The organism is Collinsella aerofaciens (assembly GCF_039062315.1).
GTDB classification, from domain to species: Bacteria; Actinomycetota; Coriobacteriia; order Coriobacteriales; family Coriobacteriaceae; genus Collinsella; species Collinsella aerofaciens_BG.
In genome coordinates this window covers 146,441-165,698 of sequence record NZ_JBCJBG010000004.1, presented here as the reverse complement: position 1 = coordinate 165,698, position 19,258 = coordinate 146,441, and the positions used below count along the sequence as shown (strand labels likewise).

General features: G+C 60.9%; 16 protein-coding genes. 2 read left to right on the top strand and 14 right to left on the bottom strand.

What is annotated here, in order from left to right; all coding sequences use genetic code 11:
* Nucleotides 1-38: 38 nt before the first annotated feature.
* From ABCP74_RS03585 to ABCP74_RS03565, 5 genes are all read right to left on the bottom strand, one after another.
* Entirely contained in the window at nucleotides 39-659 is a 621-nt protein-coding gene (locus ABCP74_RS03585; protein WP_343000705.1) for a response regulator, read from the bottom strand.
* Nucleotides 656-2,149, bottom strand: coding sequence for a sensor histidine kinase (locus ABCP74_RS03580; protein WP_343000706.1), 1,494 nt, complete (start codon nucleotides 2,147-2,149; stop codon nucleotides 656-658). The genes ABCP74_RS03585 and ABCP74_RS03580 overlap by 4 nt, the downstream gene beginning before the upstream one ends.
* A gap of 2 nt (nucleotides 2,150-2,151) precedes the next feature.
* Nucleotides 2,152-2,397: a hypothetical protein gene (locus tag ABCP74_RS03575; protein ID WP_343000707.1), complete on the bottom strand. Its 246-nt coding sequence runs from the start codon at nucleotides 2,395-2,397 to the stop codon at nucleotides 2,152-2,154.
* A complete protein-coding gene (locus ABCP74_RS03570) occupies nucleotides 2,330-3,952 on the bottom strand; it encodes a histidine kinase N-terminal 7TM domain-containing protein (RefSeq protein ID WP_343000708.1) in 1,623 nt (540 codons plus the stop codon). The genes ABCP74_RS03575 and ABCP74_RS03570 overlap by 68 nt, the downstream gene beginning before the upstream one ends.
* A gap of 216 nt (nucleotides 3,953-4,168) precedes the next feature.
* A complete protein-coding gene (locus ABCP74_RS03565; RefSeq protein ID WP_117848349.1) occupies nucleotides 4,169-5,599 on the bottom strand; it encodes a 6-phospho-beta-glucosidase in 1,431 nt (476 codons plus the stop codon).
* Nucleotides 5,600-5,983: 384 nt separating this feature from the next.
* Here ABCP74_RS03565 and ABCP74_RS03560 point away from each other — a divergent pair, with 384 nt between their 5' ends.
* Nucleotides 5,984-7,090: an ATP-binding protein gene (locus ABCP74_RS03560; RefSeq protein ID WP_117848350.1), complete on the top strand. Its 1,107-nt coding sequence runs from the start codon at nucleotides 5,984-5,986 to the stop codon at nucleotides 7,088-7,090.
* A gap of 197 nt (nucleotides 7,091-7,287) precedes the next feature.
* Here ABCP74_RS03560 and ABCP74_RS03555 read toward each other — a convergent pair whose 3' ends face one another.
* From ABCP74_RS03555 to ABCP74_RS03540, 4 genes are all read right to left on the bottom strand, one after another.
* On the bottom strand, nucleotides 7,288-7,932 hold the full coding sequence (locus ABCP74_RS03555; RefSeq protein WP_117848351.1) for a DUF4867 family protein: 645 nt from the start codon (nucleotides 7,930-7,932) through the stop codon (nucleotides 7,288-7,290).
* A 144-nt stretch (nucleotides 7,933-8,076) separates the two neighbouring features.
* Nucleotides 8,077-8,565: an S-ribosylhomocysteine lyase gene (locus tag ABCP74_RS03550; protein ID WP_117848352.1), complete on the bottom strand. Its 489-nt coding sequence runs from the start codon at nucleotides 8,563-8,565 to the stop codon at nucleotides 8,077-8,079.
* Nucleotides 8,566-8,668: 103 nt separating this feature from the next.
* The gene (locus ABCP74_RS03545; protein ID WP_117848353.1) at nucleotides 8,669-9,643 is read right to left on the bottom strand and encodes a nucleoside hydrolase; all 975 of its coding nucleotides are present in this window, start codon (nucleotides 9,641-9,643) and stop codon (nucleotides 8,669-8,671) included.
* 30 nt (nucleotides 9,644-9,673) lie between these two features.
* Nucleotides 9,674-10,636: a ribokinase gene (locus tag ABCP74_RS03540; protein ID WP_343000709.1), complete on the bottom strand. Its 963-nt coding sequence runs from the start codon at nucleotides 10,634-10,636 to the stop codon at nucleotides 9,674-9,676.
* Between the two features lie 187 nt (nucleotides 10,637-10,823).
* Here ABCP74_RS03540 and ABCP74_RS03535 point away from each other — a divergent pair, with 187 nt between their 5' ends.
* Nucleotides 10,824-13,040, top strand: a complete 2,217-nt coding sequence (locus ABCP74_RS03535) for an acyltransferase family protein (RefSeq protein WP_343000710.1) — start codon at nucleotides 10,824-10,826, stop codon at nucleotides 13,038-13,040.
* A gap of 109 nt (nucleotides 13,041-13,149) precedes the next feature.
* Here ABCP74_RS03535 and ABCP74_RS03530 read toward each other — a convergent pair whose 3' ends face one another.
* From ABCP74_RS03530 to ABCP74_RS03510, 5 genes are all read right to left on the bottom strand, one after another.
* Nucleotides 13,150-14,346 carry an Nramp family divalent metal transporter gene (locus tag ABCP74_RS03530; protein WP_117640528.1) on the bottom strand — a complete coding sequence of 399 codons (1,197 nt, stop codon included), beginning with the start codon at nucleotides 14,344-14,346 and terminating at the stop codon, nucleotides 13,150-13,152.
* 74 nt (nucleotides 14,347-14,420) lie between these two features.
* A complete protein-coding gene (locus ABCP74_RS03525) occupies nucleotides 14,421-16,265 on the bottom strand; it encodes a magnesium transporter (protein WP_343000711.1) in 1,845 nt (614 codons plus the stop codon).
* 364 nt (nucleotides 16,266-16,629) lie between these two features.
* On the bottom strand, nucleotides 16,630-18,036 hold the full coding sequence (locus ABCP74_RS03520) for a polysaccharide deacetylase family protein (RefSeq protein ID WP_343000712.1): 1,407 nt from the start codon (nucleotides 18,034-18,036) through the stop codon (nucleotides 16,630-16,632).
* A 72-nt stretch (nucleotides 18,037-18,108) separates the two neighbouring features.
* A complete protein-coding gene (locus ABCP74_RS03515) occupies nucleotides 18,109-18,864 on the bottom strand; it encodes a PRC-barrel domain containing protein (protein ID WP_343000713.1) in 756 nt (251 codons plus the stop codon).
* On the bottom strand, nucleotides 18,864-19,253 hold the full coding sequence (locus ABCP74_RS03510) for a YtxH domain-containing protein (RefSeq protein WP_035136593.1): 390 nt from the start codon (nucleotides 19,251-19,253) through the stop codon (nucleotides 18,864-18,866). The genes ABCP74_RS03515 and ABCP74_RS03510 overlap by 1 nt, the downstream gene beginning before the upstream one ends.
* Nucleotides 19,254-19,258 lie beyond the last annotated feature (5 nt).

The following is a 19,258-nucleotide window of genomic DNA, read 5'->3' as shown; positions in this document are numbered from 1 at the left end:
CGCCCCCCCCGCCGCTTTATGCCGATGCGTAACGAGCGCTAGCGCTCCATGTTGGGAACGATGCTGCCCTCCGTTACTGCGCGCACGGCCAAGCGCATGATGTTGTCGTAGCCGGTCTTATTGAGAATCTCCGAGATGCGGCGTTTGATGGTGCCCTCGCTCATAAACAGCTCGGCCGCGATCTCGCGGCGGCTCTTACCCTCGCAGGCAAGGCGCAAGATCGACAGCTCGACATCGTCGAGGGCCGCCGTGCCCGAGAAGATGCTCTCGGGCGGCTTGGGAAACGTGCAGTAACCCGCCAGCGTGGAGCGCATCACGGCGAATAGCTCGTCGATACCGACGTTCTTGTACACAAAGCTGTCGACGCCCGCCTCGCGCGCCTGGTCCACAAAGGTGATTTCGGGCATACCCGTCATGATAATGACGCGGCACTCGGGCAGTTGTTCTTTGATGCGCGCCGCCGCCACGATGCCGTTGGAATCGTGCTCGGTGCACACGTCCATCAGTATCATGTCCGGGCGCTCCTTGAGCGCGACACCCAAGGCCTCGGAAGCATCGGCAATGGCGGAAACAACGGTCATATCGGGCTGGTCGCCAACGGAGCGCGCCAGGCTCTCGCGCAGGATGGCCTGGTCTTCGACTATAAGGACGCAGATCATGAACTTCTCCTTTGGACCGTGGCGTTGGAGGCGAGCGGGATGGACACCGTAAGCGTGAAGGGCGGGGCGGTGTGGACTTCCAGGCTGCCGCCCAGATTCTGTGCGACATGCCTCATACCTGGGATACCCGTTCCCTCGCGATACGATACGGGTGCAGGCGCGCCGTCGTTAGAAACGACCATCCGCGCGACAGCGCCGTCTTCTGTCCCCTCCTGCCACAGGCGCACATGGACCTGATGGGCCTGTGCATGCTTGGTGGCATTGGTCGAGGCTTCGCGGATAATCTGCAAAAATGCTGCGGCGACACGCGCGTCGTTTGGCAGCTCGCCCTCCACATCGATCTGCACGCTCACCAGGCCAAAGGCATGGACGATATCGCCCAATTGCTCTGCCGGTTCGGTGTCGCCCCCGCTGCGCAGATCGGCAGCGATTGAGCGCAGCAGCGGGTCGATCTGCTCGAGTGACTCGTCATCCAGGCGCCCTTCCTCCAGATAACGATGGAGAATGGACAGGCGCTGCCCGATCACGTCGTGCACGCGAGCGCGCATACGCAGATAGGCCGCATTGTCAGCAACTTTTTTGACTTCTTCGATCTGGGCTTGGAGCTCTTGGCCCGCAAGCTCAAGCAGGTGGTTGGCTTGCGCTAGGCGATCATGGGCATGCGCATACTCTGTTACATCCAGGCCGATAATGCGCTCAAAGAGGCGGCCCGAAACCATAACGTCATCGTGCACAAACAAGCGAATCTCGGCGGGAGAAACCTCGACCACCGCCCGCGCCTCACCAAAGCGGTCCAGATTAATCCGCACACGGTTCCTGCTGCTTTCGGGCATTTGCATGCTGAGTTTGCGCAAGTCGTTCCATGTACCGCTCATATCGCCTAGGTCGGTGGGCATATGAAGCTCCACCAGGTTTTTTCGCATGCAGCGGTTCATGAGCAGCGGACGGCCCCTCGGGTCCAGATACAGGATGCCCACGGGAATCACGTTGATGGTTTCGATCGTCGAGAACGCGGTGATATCCTCCTGGCGGTTGCGGACATCCATCAAGAGCGCCGCAATGGAGCGGAACAGGAAAAACGCTCCCTCTGCGATAAGGACCGTGGTCCACGCCGAGCCCATGGCAAGCACCACCGGCGGTGTCACGGCGGCAACGAGCAACAGTTCGGCCAGCATGACGGGGCGACGATAGCGCACCATAAGCACCATGCCGTAGGCAAAGATCACGGCATTGAGCCACAACGCTCCGCCCATTGCCCTGGCGCAAACGTCAAGCGGCGCCACCAGATATGAGCCAGACGACGCGAACAAGATGAGCGCCGAAATAACTAGGTGAAGCACAAGGCTCGCCTCGTAGGCACAAATCACCTTACGGTTATAGGACGAGCGGCGCGATGCGATGAGCGGGACGTGAATCGTCTGCAGACACGCAGCCAGGGCAAAGACAACATCGAGCGCAACGATTTGGGGAAGGATGAGCGAAATCTGCATCGTCACTCACCCGCCCGCGGCATCAAGACGATCATGCGCAGCTGGCCGGGCTCGCCCTCAAGGCGGTATGCCACGTTGCGCCCTTGCAGAGCGCTTTCGAGCTCTTGCGCGGCGGGCGTCTGCGAAAGATCTGCATCATCGTTGGAAAAAAGCGTGGCGCGCAGCTCGACACTGCATCGGTCATGGTCGCCCAAGTGATACATAAGCGCCGGATGGTCGGTGGTGTAGGCAAAAAAACGCAAAGTCATACACGCAGTCGTACAGGGCGCTTACCGTACTGGCGTGCAGCGGGCGCCGTATGGCGATAATCGAGGCGCAATCGATATCGATGGTGCGCAGGTCGCTTGCGAGCTCGTTGGCAATGAGCTGAATGCGGTCGCGATCAAAACCGCTCTCCCCGTGCTGTGCCAACGTGAGCGACCCCTTGCGCTTGCAATAGGCGACGAGCATCTTGGCGCGCTGCAGCATGCGGTAACGCTCGTGCGAAGACGATTCATCGGTCAACGGCGGCAGCGAGCTCAGCAGGTCGTACATCCCTTCGAGCGCGCGGGCAAGCGCCTGGTCCACGTCTTGGACCAGCAAGGTCTCGGCCTCTTGGTCTGCCAGGTGCGTCTTAAGGTCGTAGTCGGCGGCGAGCAGCTCATTTTGACGCTGCAGCTCCATACGACGATGTGCCAGTTCACGGTTAAGCTCGTTGAGATCCGACACGTCTTGGGCAAGCAGGGCCGATCCGCCCAGCAGTGGAAAGGCACGGTACATCACATCGGGATCGGACGCCACGGCAAAGGCATGGGCGCGGCTGTGCGCCTGGGTCCGCAACTCCTCGCGCACGCCTACCGGCATTGGCTTTGACACTGGCGTGGCATAGACTTCCTGCAGGTCGCGCGTTAGAACTTTGAGGTCAAGCGGCAAGGTGTCGAAAATGCCGGCGATATCGTGATATGACGGAACGACACCGCAATCGAGACAGATTTCCATCGCCACCACGCACAAGACGCAATAGACGAGCGAGAAGTTGAGCCTCCATGCCCAGGGCACGCGCAACGCATATGAGATGGCAAAGAACGCGCCGCCCAGCAGCACGAGCGCCGCCGTGCCCGAGAAACGTTGGATGCGAAAGGACGAGGACCGGCCCACCAGGATAAAAAAGGCCACAAAGTTAAAGGCCGTCCACACGAGGACGGCGAAATAACCCCAGCCGTACGTGTAATCGTTGCTCCAGGTGTCGCTTGTACGGTCAAAGTGGAAGACCTGCTGGTGAAAATCGTTGGTGAGCACAAATCCGATAAGCAGGATAGCCATAATCCACAGCGCAGCGCAGTAGCGGCGACCCAGGCGGTGTTGCTCCAGGCCCACAAGGCGCAGACCACACAACTGGTAGAGCAGCGGAATGAGCGTCATGGGCACGTAGTACAGGTACCACAGCACGGTGGCATAGAACGGCGTGAACGACTTGTACTTGAGAATGACTTCGATCATCCACAGGGCGCAGATGGTGGCGACGGCAACAAGGCGGCGGCGCAGCACATAGTCCAAACAGCGCAGATAGACCGATACGCCCCAGATCGAAAATATAATTGCGGCGACAAGCAGCGGGAGAGAGCTCGAATGGACAAGCGCATCCACGACCTCTTCGGACACCTCGCCATAGGCTGGCACGGCGTTAGAAAGTTTGGGGTCGAAGGCGAACAGTGCCGGCAAGACTGCCAAAAGCATGAGGAACATCGCGGTGATGACACCGGCGATAGCAAAGACGCGGTGGCGGTACACCTGATGTGTTATGCCAACAAGGAATCGCGGCATGGCGAAGAGCCTGCCGCCCCTGGGATCCGCCACGGGAGCGGATCGGGCGGCCGCGTGGCCGATATGTCGCTCGCGGGTACCCATAGTGCTTTTAGTGTACCGACAGATGGGTCGAAAAAGCGGGCCGCATGTCCCAAAATTCGCAGACGGCAAGGCGCCCGGCGAGCACATACTCGCCGGGCGCCTTGGTTAGGAGGCTACGGTTATCGGGAAAGCCTAGGCCAAATCTTCGCCGTTGGTGGCGATAACCTTCTTGTACCAGTCGAAGCTCTTCTTTTTGGAGCGCTTGAGGGTGCCGTTGCCCGCATCATCGCGGTCCACATAGATAAAGCCGTAGCGCTTGGACATCTCGCCCGTGCCGGCAGACACCAGGTCAATCGGGCCCCAGGTGGTGTAGCCCAGCAGGTCAACGCCGTCCTCGGTCACCGCATCGCGCATCGCGGCGATATGCTGGCGCAGGTAGTCGATACGGTAGTCGTCGTTGATGGAACCATCCTCCTCGACAACATCCTTGGCGCCCAGGCCGTTCTCAACCACAAACAGCGGCTTCTGATAACGGTCGTACAGGTCGTTGAGCGTAATGCGGAAGCCCAGTGGATCGATGGCCCAGCCCCACTGGCTCTCCTGCAGGTAGGGGTTCTTGGCGCCGGCGAAGGCGTTGCCCTGGGTGCGCTCGACATCGGGGTTATCGGCACCGGCGGAGCAACGGGTGCTGTAATAGCTAAAGCTGATGAAGTCGACGGTGTTGGCGGCCAGGATCTCGCGGTCCTCGTCCGTCATGCCCACATCGATACCCAGACGCTCGAGCTTCTTGACGGCATAGGCCGGGTAGTAGCCACGGCTCTGAACGTCGACGAAGAAGTAATTGTCCTGATTGTCGAGCTGCGCCTGGCGCACATCGCCCGGACGACAGCTGTAGGGGTAGTAGCTACCTGCGGCGAGCATGCAGCCAATCTTGACCTCGGGGTCGATCTCGTGGGCAATCTTGGTTGCCCAAGCGCTGGCAACGAGCTCGTTGTGGGCGGCCAGGTACTCGACAGCCTCCTTGTTCTCGCCCTCCTCAAAGACCAGACCGGCACCCATAAACGGCAGGTGCAAGATCATATTGATCTCGTTAAAGGTAAGCCAGTACTTCACCAGACCCTTGTAGCGGGTAAAGATTGTGGTCGCGAGGTTCTTGTAGAAGTCGATGAGCTTACGGTTGCGCCAGCCGCCGTACTCCTTGATGAGGTGAATCGGACAGTCGAAGTGCGCGATGGTCACGAGCGGCTCGATGCCGTGCTTTTGACACTCGCGGAATACATCCTCGTAGAAGGCCAGGCCAGCCTCATTGGGCTCGGTCTCGTCGCCGTTGGGGAAGATGCGGGTCCAAGCCAGGCTCATACGGAAGGTCTTAAAGCCCATCTCGGCAAAGAGAGCAATGTCCTCTTTGTAGTGGTGATAGAAATCGATGCCGGTCTGCGCGGGATAGTAATAGCCGTCCTCGAAGTCGAGCATTTTACGCTGGCCGGAGACCACCGCATAGCGCTCGGGGCCGTGCGGAGCCACGTCCACGTTGGCAAGGCCGCGGCCGTCCACGTTATAGGCGCCCTCGCACTGGTTGGCAGCCGTCGCGCCGCCCCACAGAAAGTCTTTACGAAAAGCCATGCATCGATCCTTTCATACGCTGCTTGTCGTGGTTTCAGTATCCCCGCAAATAGGGCCTCGCCCAACGACAGCGACGCAGGCCGACACTTCTTTTCGCACACGGCGGCCCGGCAGCCGCCCCCGTCTGACACTTTCTGATACCGCCGCCCCAAACCACCACAAAGGGGACAGGCACCTTTGTGGCGGCTTGGGCCCGGTTTGTCTCGATCTGTAACAGGTAGAGACGATTTAGCCCGCTAGATGTTACAGATCGAGACAGAAGATTCTAGTCGCAGGTGATGTCGAGGTTTTGCCGACGAGGCCTACGTAACCGCCTTCGCTCAGCAATTCATTTGACTGAATAGGAAAGAAAGGAAAAAATAGGAAAAAAAGGAAAGGAGACTTATGACTGAAACCATCTTCTCCCCCTCATTTGGAAATCGCCCGTCCTATCTGGTGGGTCGCGGGAACGTGATTTCGACATTCATCTCCGGTCTTGAGCAGGAGCCGGGCAATCGAGACCGAGCCATGCTCATGCTCGGCCAGCGAGGCAGCGGCAAGACGGTTCTTCTGTGGGAACTTGCCGACCGCGCACGCAAGCTCGGTTTTGTTGTCGCCACACCCACCGTAGCCTCCGAAGATATGCTTGAGCGCATTGTTGAAAAAATCCAAGAAGCAGGCGAGCCTTATGTCAGCAAGCGTCATCTCCCCAAACTTTCTGGCGGTAGCTTGAGCGTCTTCGGCTTCTCAGCCGGTCTCGAGTTCACACGCGATGTGCAGGAGACCAAGAGTTTCCAGTTCAAACTCACGCAGCTGGCGCGCAAGCTGACCGAGCAGGGGCACGGCATCCTCATCCTTATCGATGAGCTCCAAGCTAATTCACCTGAGATTAGACAGCTCGTCACCGCCTATCAAGAGCTGGTCGGTGAGGGACTCAACGTCGCGCTTGTTATGGCAGGTCTCCCGGGAGCCGTCTGTGCAACGCTCAATGACCGCGTGCTGACATTTCTCAACCGCGCTCGCAAGGTCACGCTCGAACCGCTTTCAGTCGGAGATGTCGATGCCTATTATCAGCGGGCTTTCGAAGAGCTCGACCTTGATATTCCAGGCGATCTTCGCCTCCGTGCCGCTCGCGCAACCCAAGGCTCGCCCTATATGCTGCAGCTCATCGGCTATAACATCGGCAATCGCTGCAAGACAGGAGAACACGTAACGCCAGAGCAAGTCGACGGAGCTATCGAAGCGTCAAAAGCCGATTTCGAAAACGATGTTTGTGAAACGACGCTCGCCGCGCTATCGGACCAAGACGTCGCGTTTCTCGACGCAATGACTGATGACGAAGACGCCGTTTCGCGCATTTCCGATGTAGCGAAACGTATGTCAGTCACACCCGACTATGCGCAAAAGTATCGCCGGCGCCTCATCGACGCCGGCGTAATCGAACAGGCGCGCCGCGGTTACGTGCGTTTCGCCGTTCCATATATGGCTGACTATCTGCGCAGCCAACTCTAGGCAGCCACCACAAAGGGGACAGGCACCTTTGTGGCGGCTTGGGCCCGGTTTGGCTCGATCTGTAACAGGTAGGCCGTCGAAACCGAGCCTGGTGTTACAGATCGAGATTGTTCGGTCTGTCCCCTGCAGTTTGTCTAAATCTGTAACAGGTAGAGACGATTTAGCCCGCTAGATGTTACAGATCGAGACAGAAGATTCTAGTCGCAGGCGATATCGAGGTTTTTGCCGATGAGGCCTACGTAGCCGCCCTCGGCAGCCTTGGGGCTGTCAGCATGGCAGAGAACCCACTTGTCGGCCTTCCAGTAGCAGTAGCTGTCACCGGCGGTAGGCATGTCGGTTGCGGCCTCGGGGCGCGGGCCGTTGGTGCCGGCGGGAAGCGCCACCATCACCTGGAAGCCACCGTCGTCGACCATGCACGGCGTGTAGTGGAGCGTGGTGTTGAAGACCTCGACAACCTTGCCCGCCGGCACGCAGAACGCCTTGACGCACGCGGTATCGAGCTTGCCGTCCTCGATCTCCCAGCGATGCGCCACGAGCAGGATAAAGTCGCGCGCGCCCAGGTTGAACTCACTCGCGCGGTGGTACTCCAGGCAGTTGAGACGCGTGTTGTGGCCGTTGCACCAGCCGAGCTGGAAGGGACGGCCACCAAACATGAGAAAGCCCAGTTTATCGGCATCCTTGACGCCCTCGAGCTCCGGCGCACTTGCAACGTACTTGCTGCCCTCGGGGATGGGCGTGGCAGAGAGCGCCTCGAGCACGGGCGACGTGAGCTCAGACGGAACGTCATCCCAAACGTTGCCATAGGATTTGAACTCGGGATCGTTGACAGAGTAGATATGCATGTTCACTCCTGTTCGTAAATGTGACTATACGAACATTCTAGAACAAACATGAGCGATTTTGAACGCTCACCCCGACCAATCAACAAAAAGGCGCCCCCGCATAAGCGAAGGCGCCCAATGCGCGCGTTTTGGACGACAAAGCCCTTACGCCTGCTGATAGTGCAGATGCTTCTCGTCGATATCGGCCAGGTCGCGGTCGAGGTAGCGGCGCGCAAGCCAGTTGGCCATGGGGAGGTTCTGGTCCAGGTAGTTACCGCATTCCTCGGGAGCGGCACCGGGGACATCGCCCTCGAAGCCGGCGACAAACTCAAACAGCTCGCGGACGAGCGGCAAGACCTTCTCGCTCGTCAGCTCGCCAAAGACAACCAGGTAAAAGCCCGTGCGGCAGCCCATGGGGCCAAAGTAGACAATGCGGCTCGACCACTCGGCATGATTGCGAAGGAACGTCGCGCCCAGGTGCTCGATGGTGTGGCACTCGGCCGTGTTCATGACCGGCTCCTTATTGGGCGTGGTCAGGCGCAGGTCAAAGGTGGTAACGGCGGCGCCGGTCGCCGGATCGCGGTCGATGCGGCTCACGTACACGCCGGGCTCAAGCAGCAGATGGTCAACGGAAAAGCTCGCGATGCGCTCCATGGCAGATCCTCTCGATAGTCAAATTGGGACGGGGCTCTTTTAGCTGGTTCGAATGGTCACACCAATCATACCAGTCAAAAAAGCCCCGTCCCAAAAAGACAACTTAGCCAAGGACACGGGCCATACGCGTCTTGAACTCGGACAGGAAGCGCGGAGCATCCACGGTCAGTGCCACAAGCGCGCTCTTGTCCGGATCGGACAGGCGACGCTCATCGCAGATGGTGCGACCGCGGTACTCGCCCAGCAGATCAACACGCAGGTTGCAGCCGAGCGCACCTACGAGCGTGGGGTCGACCGCCACGGCAACGGCCAGCGGATCGTGCAGCGCACAACCACCCAGGTAGGGTGCGTTCATCTCGTACGAGCCAATGTAGTGCTCGACCATGCTCGCAAATGCGCAGCCCGCCATGGTGCCCGAGCCCGTCCAGCCGGCAATGTCGCGGCGTGTGAGCACCACGCGATGCGTCACGTCCAGACCCACCATGGTGAGCTTACGGCCCGAGCGCAGCACCGCGTCGGCTGCCTCGGGGTCGCTCGCCATGTTGGCCTCGGCGCCCGCGCTCACGTTACCGGGCACGGTAAGGGCGCCGCCCATCACGACCACGCGGCCGATGGACATCATCGCCGCCGCATCGCGCTCCAGGGCGAGCGCCAGGTTGGAGAGCGGGCCAGTCGCTACGTAGACCAGATCGGGACCATAGGTGCGCGCGGCATCGATCAGATAATCGACCGCAGCGTTGCCGTCGGCCGAGGTCGCCCCCACCGGCTCGTAGGGCGACGCGGGCACGCTCGCGCCGCCGATGCCGTTCTTGCCGTGAATGAGCGCGGTGGACGCCGGCGGCGTATAGGGCTCAGTCGCCTGCAGAGGACGGTCGGCACCCAGGTACACCGGAACCTCGGGGCGACCCAGCAGATCGAGCACCGCCAGGCAGTTGTGCGCCGATTGCTCGACGCGCACGTTGCCAAAGCACGTGGTGATGCCCACGAGCTCCACCTCGGGGCTCGCGATGGCATAGGCCAGCGCCATCGCATCGTCCACACCCATATCCAGATCAAGGATCAGCTTCTTGATTGCCATTGTTCTACTCCGCTTCTCCGTCTTTATCGTTTAACCAAACCAATGTTCAACTTCGGCGCGCGTGGGAATCGATTGCTGAGCGCCCAGGCGCGACACCGTCACTGCCGAGGCGCGAGCGCCCGCGGCCATGCACTCAAAGAGCGGCAAGCCCTCTAGGCGAGCCGCCACCAACGCGCCGATAAACGTATCGCCGGCGGCCGTGGTATCGACTACCGCACTCGAAAGTGCCGGCATGCGCAGCAGCTCACCGCCATCGCCGAGCGTAACCGAGCCGGCACCGCCCAGCGTGATGACCGCGGCGCCGGCGCCCTTGTCGAGCAGCGCATTGAGCGCGGCGACGCAACTCACATCATCCGTGGGCAGAATGCCCGTCAGCACCTGGCACTCGGTCTCGTTGGGACAGACCAGGTCGACCGCAGGCCAGACCTCCGCAGGCAGCTCGCAGGCGGGCGCTGGATTAAAGACCGTATAGAACCCCAGCTCGTGAGCGCAAACAAGCGCCTCGGCCGTCGCCGCAAGGTCACATTCGCCCTGGGCGATAAAGACGCTTCCGGCAGCCGGGGCAATCTCGCTGGCGTCGCCGTCGAGCTCATGGGCCACCAGACGCCTCAACGCGCAGGCAACGTCCGCGCCCGCAAGCGCATGGTTGGCGCCCGGTGACAGTATGATGCGGTTGTCGCTCTCGCAGCGAATGATGGTCGCCGTTCCCGTCTCCACGTCATCGCGATGCACTACAAAGTCACAGTCCACGCCGGCGTCTTGGAGCCCCGCCACGAGCGACGCGCCGAACGCGTCGCGACCGACCGCGCCGATCATGTGCGTGCACGCGCCCATACGCGCGGCAGCTACGGCCTGATTGGCGCCCTTGCCTCCGGCGTTGGTGATAAACCCGCTGCCGCCGACGGTCTCGCCCGCACGCGGTATGCGCTCGCACGCCACCGAAAGGTCCATGTTCATGCTGCCGAACACCGCAACGATGCTGTGATCCGCCATGGAAACCTCCTCATCTGCGGGCCTTATGCCCACCGCCGGCCGTCGACCGTGCGCTCTCGCACCCCCTATAACTTTAGTTCACTTTGATGTGGACGCGTGCTTGAGCTTGCGCCAGCAGCAAGCATTCACAGGAGCAGGCAGCTACAATGAAGGCGTGCTGATTATTCTCGTCATTGGATGATGTTTTATGGAACAATTCTCGCAATCGGGCTCGCGCGGTCGACACCGCACGGGCAACGAGCCGGCGCCGCACGAACGCGTGAAGAGCGAGCGCCGTACCAACGAGCCGCGACGCACCGCGAGCCCTCATCGCACTTCTGCCAACAACGCGGGCCGCGCCAACACTCCCGCCTCGGAGCAGACGCCTGCTCGCCCCAAGTCCCGCTACATCCCTGCCCTTGACGGCCTGCGCACGCTTGCCGTCGTCGCGGTGGTGCTCTATCACCTCAACCTCACGTGGGCGCAGGGCGGCCTGCTTGGCGTCACGATCTTCTTTGTGCTTTCGGGCTATCTGATCACGCGCTTGCTGCTCAACGAAGTCGCTAAGACCGGACGCATCGACCTCAAGAGCTTCTGGATTCGCCGCATCCGTCGCCTGGTCCCCGCCGTGGTGACCGTCGTGGTGGTGACCTGCGCGCTGTGCACCATCTTTAACCACGTGATGCTCACCAAGATGCGCCCCGACATCCTGCCGTCGCTGCTGTTCTTCAACAACTGGTGGCAGATTGCCCAAAACGTCTCGTACTTCAATGCTCTAGGCGACCCCTCGCCGCTCACGCACTTTTGGTCGCTTGCCATCGAGGAACAGTTCTACCTGATTTGGCCGCCACTGCTGTTTGCCATGGTATCCATGCATGTGAGCAAACCCAACACGCGCCGCGTGGTTCTGGGCCTGGCTGCTGTCTCCGCCATCGCCATGATGGTGCTCTATAACCCTGCCGCCGACCCCAGCCGCGTGTACTACGGCACCGACACCCGTGTGTTCTCGCTGCTGCTGGGTGCCTGGATGGCCTTTATCCCCGATCGCGACCTGGCGCCGGTGCGTCTCGCTCGTCGTTTGGGGCTCAATCGCCTAGCTGGCGCCGCCAAGCACGGCAAGAACGCCGAGGGCAAGCCTGGCGAGAAGGCCGACGAAGCAGCCGAGACCGCCCCGGCACAGCCGAGCGCCCTCGTGCGTTTTTGGTCCTCGCCCGCATCCATCGATGTGTTGGGCGTCGTGGGTCTGGTTGGCCTTGCCGCCATGGTCGCGCTCACCAACGGCTACACCGCCTTCCAGTATCGCGGAGGCACACTGCTGTGCTCGATCCTCACGCTCATGGTCATCGCGGCCTGCGTGCAGCCCCAGGGAATGGTTGCCCGCGCGCTGTCCGCCGAGCCGCTCGTGTGGGTTGGCAAGCGCTCGTACAGCATCTACCTGTGGCACTATCCCCTGCTGTTGCTCATGAACCCGGTCGCCAACATCAACGACACGCCCTGGTGGCAGTATATCTTGCAGGTGTTGTTGGTGGTCGCCGTGGCAGAGTGCTGCTATCGCTTTATCGAGACTCCGTTTAGGAAGGGCGCCTTTGGGCGCACCGTTGCCGAATTCCGCGATGGCACCACCACGCCCGCCAACTGGGTGCGCGCGCACGTCCCTGCCTGCGCAGCCTGCGCTGTCGTGTTGGTCGTTGCACTGGGCGGCCTGATCTTTGTGCCCGAGACGTCTGCGCTGAGCGGCGAGGGCGCCGAAGTTCTGAACAAGGAAGCCAAGAACACCGCGCCCACCGACCAGCAGGCGGCCGACGACACCGACAAGGACAACGACGGCTTCCCCGATGGCTCCTACGATCTGCTTATGATCGGCGACTCCGTGTCGCTGCGTGCCGTGGACACCTTTGACGGCGTGTTCCCGCACAGCCATATCGATGCCGAAAAGGGCCGCCAGTTCGATGCGGGCCGTGCGACATTTGAGGGCTATATCCAGCAGAACCTTGCCGGCAAGATCGTGGTCTTTGCCCTGGGCACCAACGGCTTGGTAACCGACGACCAGATCGACGCCATCATGGCCGATGCAGGAGATAAGCGTATTGTGGTGTTTGTGAACACGCGCAGCCCGCAGCCGTGGGTTGGCTCTACCAACCAGGCCATCGCCAACGCCGCTACGCGCTACAAGAACGTACGCGTTATCGACTGGTACGGATACAGTGCCAACCGCAACGACCTGTTCGATGGCGATGGCACGCATCTATCGACCACTGGCGTGACTGAGTACCTCAACTTGATCCACGATGCCGTCAAGAAGGACCTGCCCGTACATCCCGAGGATCACGTCAACGATCCGCAGCCGGCAGCCGTCAAGTCTGCCACCGACGCACTCGTCAATGCGCTCGCTCTCAAGCCGCACAAGCTGGGCACCGACAAGTAACCTGCAGCAAACAACCCAAAATCACTCTTTTAGAGCCGGCCCCAAGAGGTCGCGGGCAAAAACAGGCCGCAGCCCATCGCTGCGGCCTGTTCGGAAACAAAAGTGGGCGTTAAGCGCTGTAGCCCATCGCTTGCAGCACAAACATGACGACCGTCAGCACCGTAATCACGGCGATAGTCGCCCAAGTGAGCACGTTCCACACGCGGCCGTTGCGGTTGGCACCCATAATGTGACGGTCAGCGGCGATAACCACCTGGAACACCAGAACCACGGGCAGCAGCACGCCATTGATGACCTGCGAGGTCATCATAATCTGGAACAGATCGACGCCGGGCATAAGCACCAGCACGGCAGAGATACCGATGATGGCCGTAATGATGCCGCGATAGACCGGGGCCTCGTCCCAGCTGCGGTCGGCACCGCGCTCCCATCCAAATGCCTCACAGATAGCGCTCGACGTAACGCCCGGCAGCACGCAGGCGGCCAAGAAGCTCGCCGCGACCAGGCCCGAGGCAAACAGCACCGTGGACCACTGACCCGCAATAGGCTCCAGCGCGCGGGCAGCATCAGCGGCATCGCTAATCTGAATACCCGCCGGGAACAACACCGTACCGGTCGTGATGATAATAAAGCCCGCAATGATATCAGCAGCGATCGAGCCGCTCACGGTATCAATACGCTGCAGCACGATATCGTCCTCGCCCGCATTCTTATCGACCACGTTGTTCTGAGCCAAGAAGATCATCCACGGTGCGATGGTGGTACCGATCGTTGCGACCACGAGCGACACGTAGCTGGGATCGTTCTGAATATTGGGGACGACCAAGTCGACCGCGACCTCGCCCCAGTTGGGGCCGGCCATAAACGCGGCGACGATGTAGGTCACGAAAACGCAGCTTACCAGCAGCAAAATCTTCTCGATGCGCTGGAAACTGCCCGACATGGTAAGCATCCACACCAGCAGCGCCACGAGCGGCACCGAGATGCTCGCCGGAACGCCAAAGAGGGCAAGGCCACTCGCGATACCCGCGAACTCCGAGATGGTCACCGCCGTGTTGGCGATTAACAGCGCCGCCATGGCCAGCACGCTCTTGCGCACGCCAAAGCGCTCGCGAATGAGCGACGCCAGGCCCTTGCCCGTGACACATCCGCAGCGCGCCGCGGTCTCCTGCGTCACGATAAGCAGCACGGTCATGACGGGAAGCATCCAGAGCATCTTATAGCCATAGCTGGCGCCCGCGCTGGAATACGTGGCGATGCCGCCGGCGTCATTGCCCGAAAGCGCCGCCAGAAGACCGGGGCCCATGGCGCCAAAGATGGCCGCGATGGTCAGCTTTTGCTTGGTGATCGGCTTTTGCTTCGTATTTTGCACGCGACCACCTACCCCATGACCGACATGGTGAGCAGCACCGCGGCGATGCAGTACGCCACACACGAGATCATGACGGCGATGACGTTCATGGCAGTACCCGACGTATTGAGGTCGTGCTCATCGCGCCAGAACAGCACCATCAGGTAAATCACGGCGCTCATGTTGCCGATCAGACAAATGATGGCCGCGATGTTAAAGCAGCCGGTAAAGAGCTGCTCCTCAAACATGGTGGCATCGGGGAACGCGGCGGTGCGCACCAGCTGCGCGCACAGGTAGGTCACGAGCGACAGAATCAGGCCCATGCCCGTGCTCTGGAAGAAGAATCCCAGGTACGGCTTGGGCTCGTCGTCGTGACCGTCGTACTCGAGGAAGTAGTTCTTGACGAACGACACCATGCGCGAGGAAGCCAGCAGCACGAGCGGCATGGCGCACATGGGGAACACCACCAGATGCGCGGAGCCCAGCGCCGTCCCCAGCACCGTCGCCATAAGGCACGAGGCAATGCCCCACACGACGACCCAGTACTGACGATGCACGAACCAGCTGAGCACGTTCGTCGAGTCGTCCGACGCGCTATCGCCCGAGCCGACACCGGCGATCTGCAGGTCCTCCTGATGCTCCTCAGCGATAACGTCCATGGCGTCGTCGAAGGTTACGATACCCAGGATATGACGGTTCTCGTCGCAGACAGGGATGGCAACCAGGTCGTACTTGGTCATCTCGTCCGTTACGTCTTCCTGGTCCTCGTCGGGCGACACATAGACCAGGTCGCGATAGGCCAGCTGACCCAGCGTGGCGTCGCGGTCGGCTACGATCAGCGTGCGCAGCGAAAGCACGCCGGTGAGCATGCCGCTCGGGTCCTCGGTATAGACGTAGTAGACGCTCTCGAAGTCCTCGTCGAGCTCGCGAATCGCCTCGATGGCGTCACCGACCGTCGCCGTGGCGGGCAGGGAGACAAACTCCGAGGTCATGATGCGGCCGGCGGTGTTGTCCTCATACCCCAGCAGGTTACGAATCGCCTTCTCCTCCTTGACGCCCATCAGGCGCAGGAGCTTCTCGGCCTTCTCGTAATCGAGCTCGTCGATCAGGTCGGCTGCATCGTCCGGGTCCATCATGGCCAGCATCGACGATGCGTCCGTGTCGGACAGGCCCTCGAGCATCTCGGTCATAAGCTCGTCGTCATCGAACTCCGAGATGGCCTCGGCGGCCTGGGCAGTATCGAGCTGCGCAAACACCTGCGCACGCAGGCGCGGGTCGAGCTGCTCGATAATGTCGGCGATGTCGGCAGGATGCAGCTCGCCAAGCGTCTTGTGCGACACCGAGAGCTGGATGTTCTTAGTCGAGCGATCGAGCAGGTCCATGTAAGACCAGGCGATAATGTCCTCGCTGAGCGGCTTGCCCAAGTGCTTCATAAAGCCTTCGACGATATGCTCGAGCGCGGGGCTGATGGCGCGTAGCAGACCGCGGGCACCGACCTCGGCGCCCAGCAGGCGCAGCTGGTTTTCGCCCGACATGGAAAACTTGATGTCGTTTACGCGCACGACCTTCATGCCCTGCGTGTCGACAATCTGCTTGTTGAGCACGTCGCGGGCAAGCAGGAGTTCGGTCGGCTGCAGGTACGAAAAACGGATTTCGGTGGCCGACGTCTTAAGGTGCACGCCCGTCTCGTCGATACGGTCGACCCATTTGCGCCAGCTGATCATAAACGGCGTCTTGCCGGGTCCGCGGAACGCGAGCGACGTCACGTGCGGAAAAACTTCGCCGGTAGCAATACCAAAATCGTTGACCACGCCGAGCTTTTCGCCGTCGACGTCCAAGACCGGCAATTTGAGCATCTCACTCAGATAATTCAATGGTGCTCCCCATCATTATTCCTCCGGACGCGGCCGCGCGTGCGGCGTCCGGGGGCTTCTGGATATGTATACGCATGCGCGGGCGGCACGCCGCTCGACGCTTACACCCCGTGCATGCGCAAAAAGCACCTGCATGGGGTCATCGACTGTATGGTCGAGGTTTGGATTTCACCTGTAACCTTTCGTATGGTCGAGGTTTGGATTTCACCTGTAACCTTTCTCTTGACCCTCATTAACCGCAGTAACTATAGCATCAGCATCGCCCTGCGGCATCGAATTTATGCGCTGCACATTGCAGGCATACCAAACGCTGACGCATCCGTGACATAGTCATTGGGGACGTTCTTAAATGACTACCCAATAACTACTCTGTGGTGTCGTTGTCCTCGGCAAGTTGGGGGAACACGGCGTCCTTGGGCATGGTGGCCTTCGTCAGCGAAGTGAGCTTTTTGCTCAGCGACGTGTCCGTCTTGACCAGGTCGCTGAGCGTCACGATCTTGTAGCCGTCGGCAATGAGGCCGTCGATAATCTGCGGCAGCGCCTCGAGCGTCTGCTCGGCGCATTCGTCTCTATCGGTGAGCAGCACGATATTGCCCGGCGTCACCGAATCGAGCACCGTCGAGACCTGCTCGTCGGCACCGTTGAGCAGCCAGTCGCCCGAGTCAATATTCCACGAGACCACGGCGGAGACCAGGTCCATCGCATCAATCCAGTTTTGCTCGTCAAAGGCAGCGTAGGGAGCACGCAGCAGCATCGTCTTCACGCCGGTCGCCGACTTAATCGCATCGGTGCCTTTCGTGATCTGTTCGCGTACCGCCTCACGGTCCTGACCCTTGAGCGAATCGTCGCTGTAGCTGTTGGATCCGATCTCGCACCCGACATCGACAATCGCCTTGGCCGTGGCAGGCGAGGCCTCGGCCGCATCGCCCGAAAGGAAGAACGTCGCGGTGACGCCCTTTTCCTTGAGCACCTGCAAGATCTGCTTGGTAGCGCCGCTCGGACCCTCGTCAAACGTCAGCGCCACGTACTTTTTGTTGCCCTTGGGCGCCACGCTGGCGCACGCAACAACGCAATCGGAGGCGGGCACAACCTCGCCGCGGTCTTGCGTCTTGCCCGACTGCTCACCAACCCACACCTCGGAGCGGCCCTGGACACCCCACGTCTGCACATACTCGATAGCGCCCGTACCCTCGACCTTGAGCTTGGGCTCGATAACCGTAGCCTGAACCTCGTGCTTCTCGTAGGTGTTACGACCATCCTTGACCGTCACCTTCTCGCCGCCCTCAAGTTCGCGGCTATCCCATTTGCCCTGCTTCACGCGCTTGCCGTCGACCTTCACCGACAGCTTTTCGCCCCCATGGCGCTTGAGCACGCTGTCATCGACGGCCAGCAGGTCGCCTGCTTCGTAGGTGTCAGTCAAATCCTGTTCGTCGATGAGATTCTGCAGCGTAGAGCCCACACGCACCGCGGTCTTCTGGCCGTTGAGCTCCACGTCCACACTGCGGTTGACGTAGCCCACGACGGCAGCGATAAACAGCACGAGCGCGCAACCCACGGCGATGAGCGCATAGGGCAGGCGAGACGAACGACGGGGCGTACGGCTGTTGCCGATACGAGCGCTGCGGTCGCTAAAGCCGCGGCTATGGTTGAGATACATCGCGCCGGGCTTACGGTGACGCTTGCGCTGACCGCTGGGCAGCTGCCCCAGGTCGCGGCGCGCCGTCGGACGCGCACCCGAACGCCCGTTTAAGTTGGATCCGTTTTGGCGCATGTGCCCTCCCCCATAAACACAGCAAGCCGGAGCAACAGGTCTCCGGCTTGCCTCCCATCATTTGGTACGTCGCTATTTTGTAGCTTTTGACGAGCCTCCGCTCGCCTTTTGGTATTCGTCCTTAAAGGCCTTGAACATGCCGCGCGTCTTGCCGAGCTGCTTGCCCAGTGCGCGACTGCCCTTGTCCACGGCAACCGACCCCTTGTCGTCGAGCACCTTGGCACCCTTTTTGACCTTGTCGCCCACCACGACGCTGGCCTCGGCGGCCTTGGCAGCCGCACCGCCCGAATACCCGAGCGACTTGACCTCGTCCGAAACAATCATCGCGCCGTCCGCATAGCCGCGCAGCATCGTCGGCGGCACCTGCGTGTCACCAACCAAAACACTCGAAGCAGCACCGGCGGTCACATAGAATGCCTGCACGATGCCCGAGCGTGGCTTGAACTCAACGTCCGAGCAATAGCCCACGACGTCGCCTGATTCCGTGCGCACGTCCATACCGACCCAGATAATGCAATCGTCCAGGTTGATGTCGAGGCGCTTGGCAGCGGCGGCATCGTACGTATCCTTGACGTCATCGACCGCAATGGCGCCCTCGTAGACACCAATGGCGTCGAGCGCTACGAATCGGTCGGGACGCTCGATCATGCCCGCGATATCGGACTGGCGGACCATAAAGCCGACCGCGCGCGTACCGCCCGGGGTAAAGACCGGAAAGTGAATCTTTCCGAGCTTTTTAGGGCTGCGCGGTGTGCCGTCCTTTTTGATGCGCTTGTCCTCGGTAGGCTTGCGATAGATCTTGGCGCCGACAAAATCCCCGGCGCGCATTATGCCTCGGTCGAGGGCTCCGCAGCCTCGGTATCAGCCTCGACGGCGTTCTCGACCACGACGTCGGCGGCAGGCGTCACGTTGCCGCCCGAAATGGCGTCGTTGAGCTGCTCGCGCAGCTGGTCCATGCGCTCGCGGGCCAGGTCGACCTTGGCGCGCAGGTCGTCGGTCTTGGCGTCGACCATCGGGCCAAAGTCATTCACCGCAGCACGGGCCTCCTCGGCGCTGTGCTCGTAGGTGTCGCGCATATTGTCCCAGGCGTCGTTGGCGATATCGGCAGCCATGGCGCGGGTCTCGGCGCCCGAGCGCGGGGCCAGAGCAACGCCGACAATAGCGCCGGCAGCGGCACCAAAAAGTGCGCCGGAGACAAAGCTGAAAGTCTTACCCATGATCA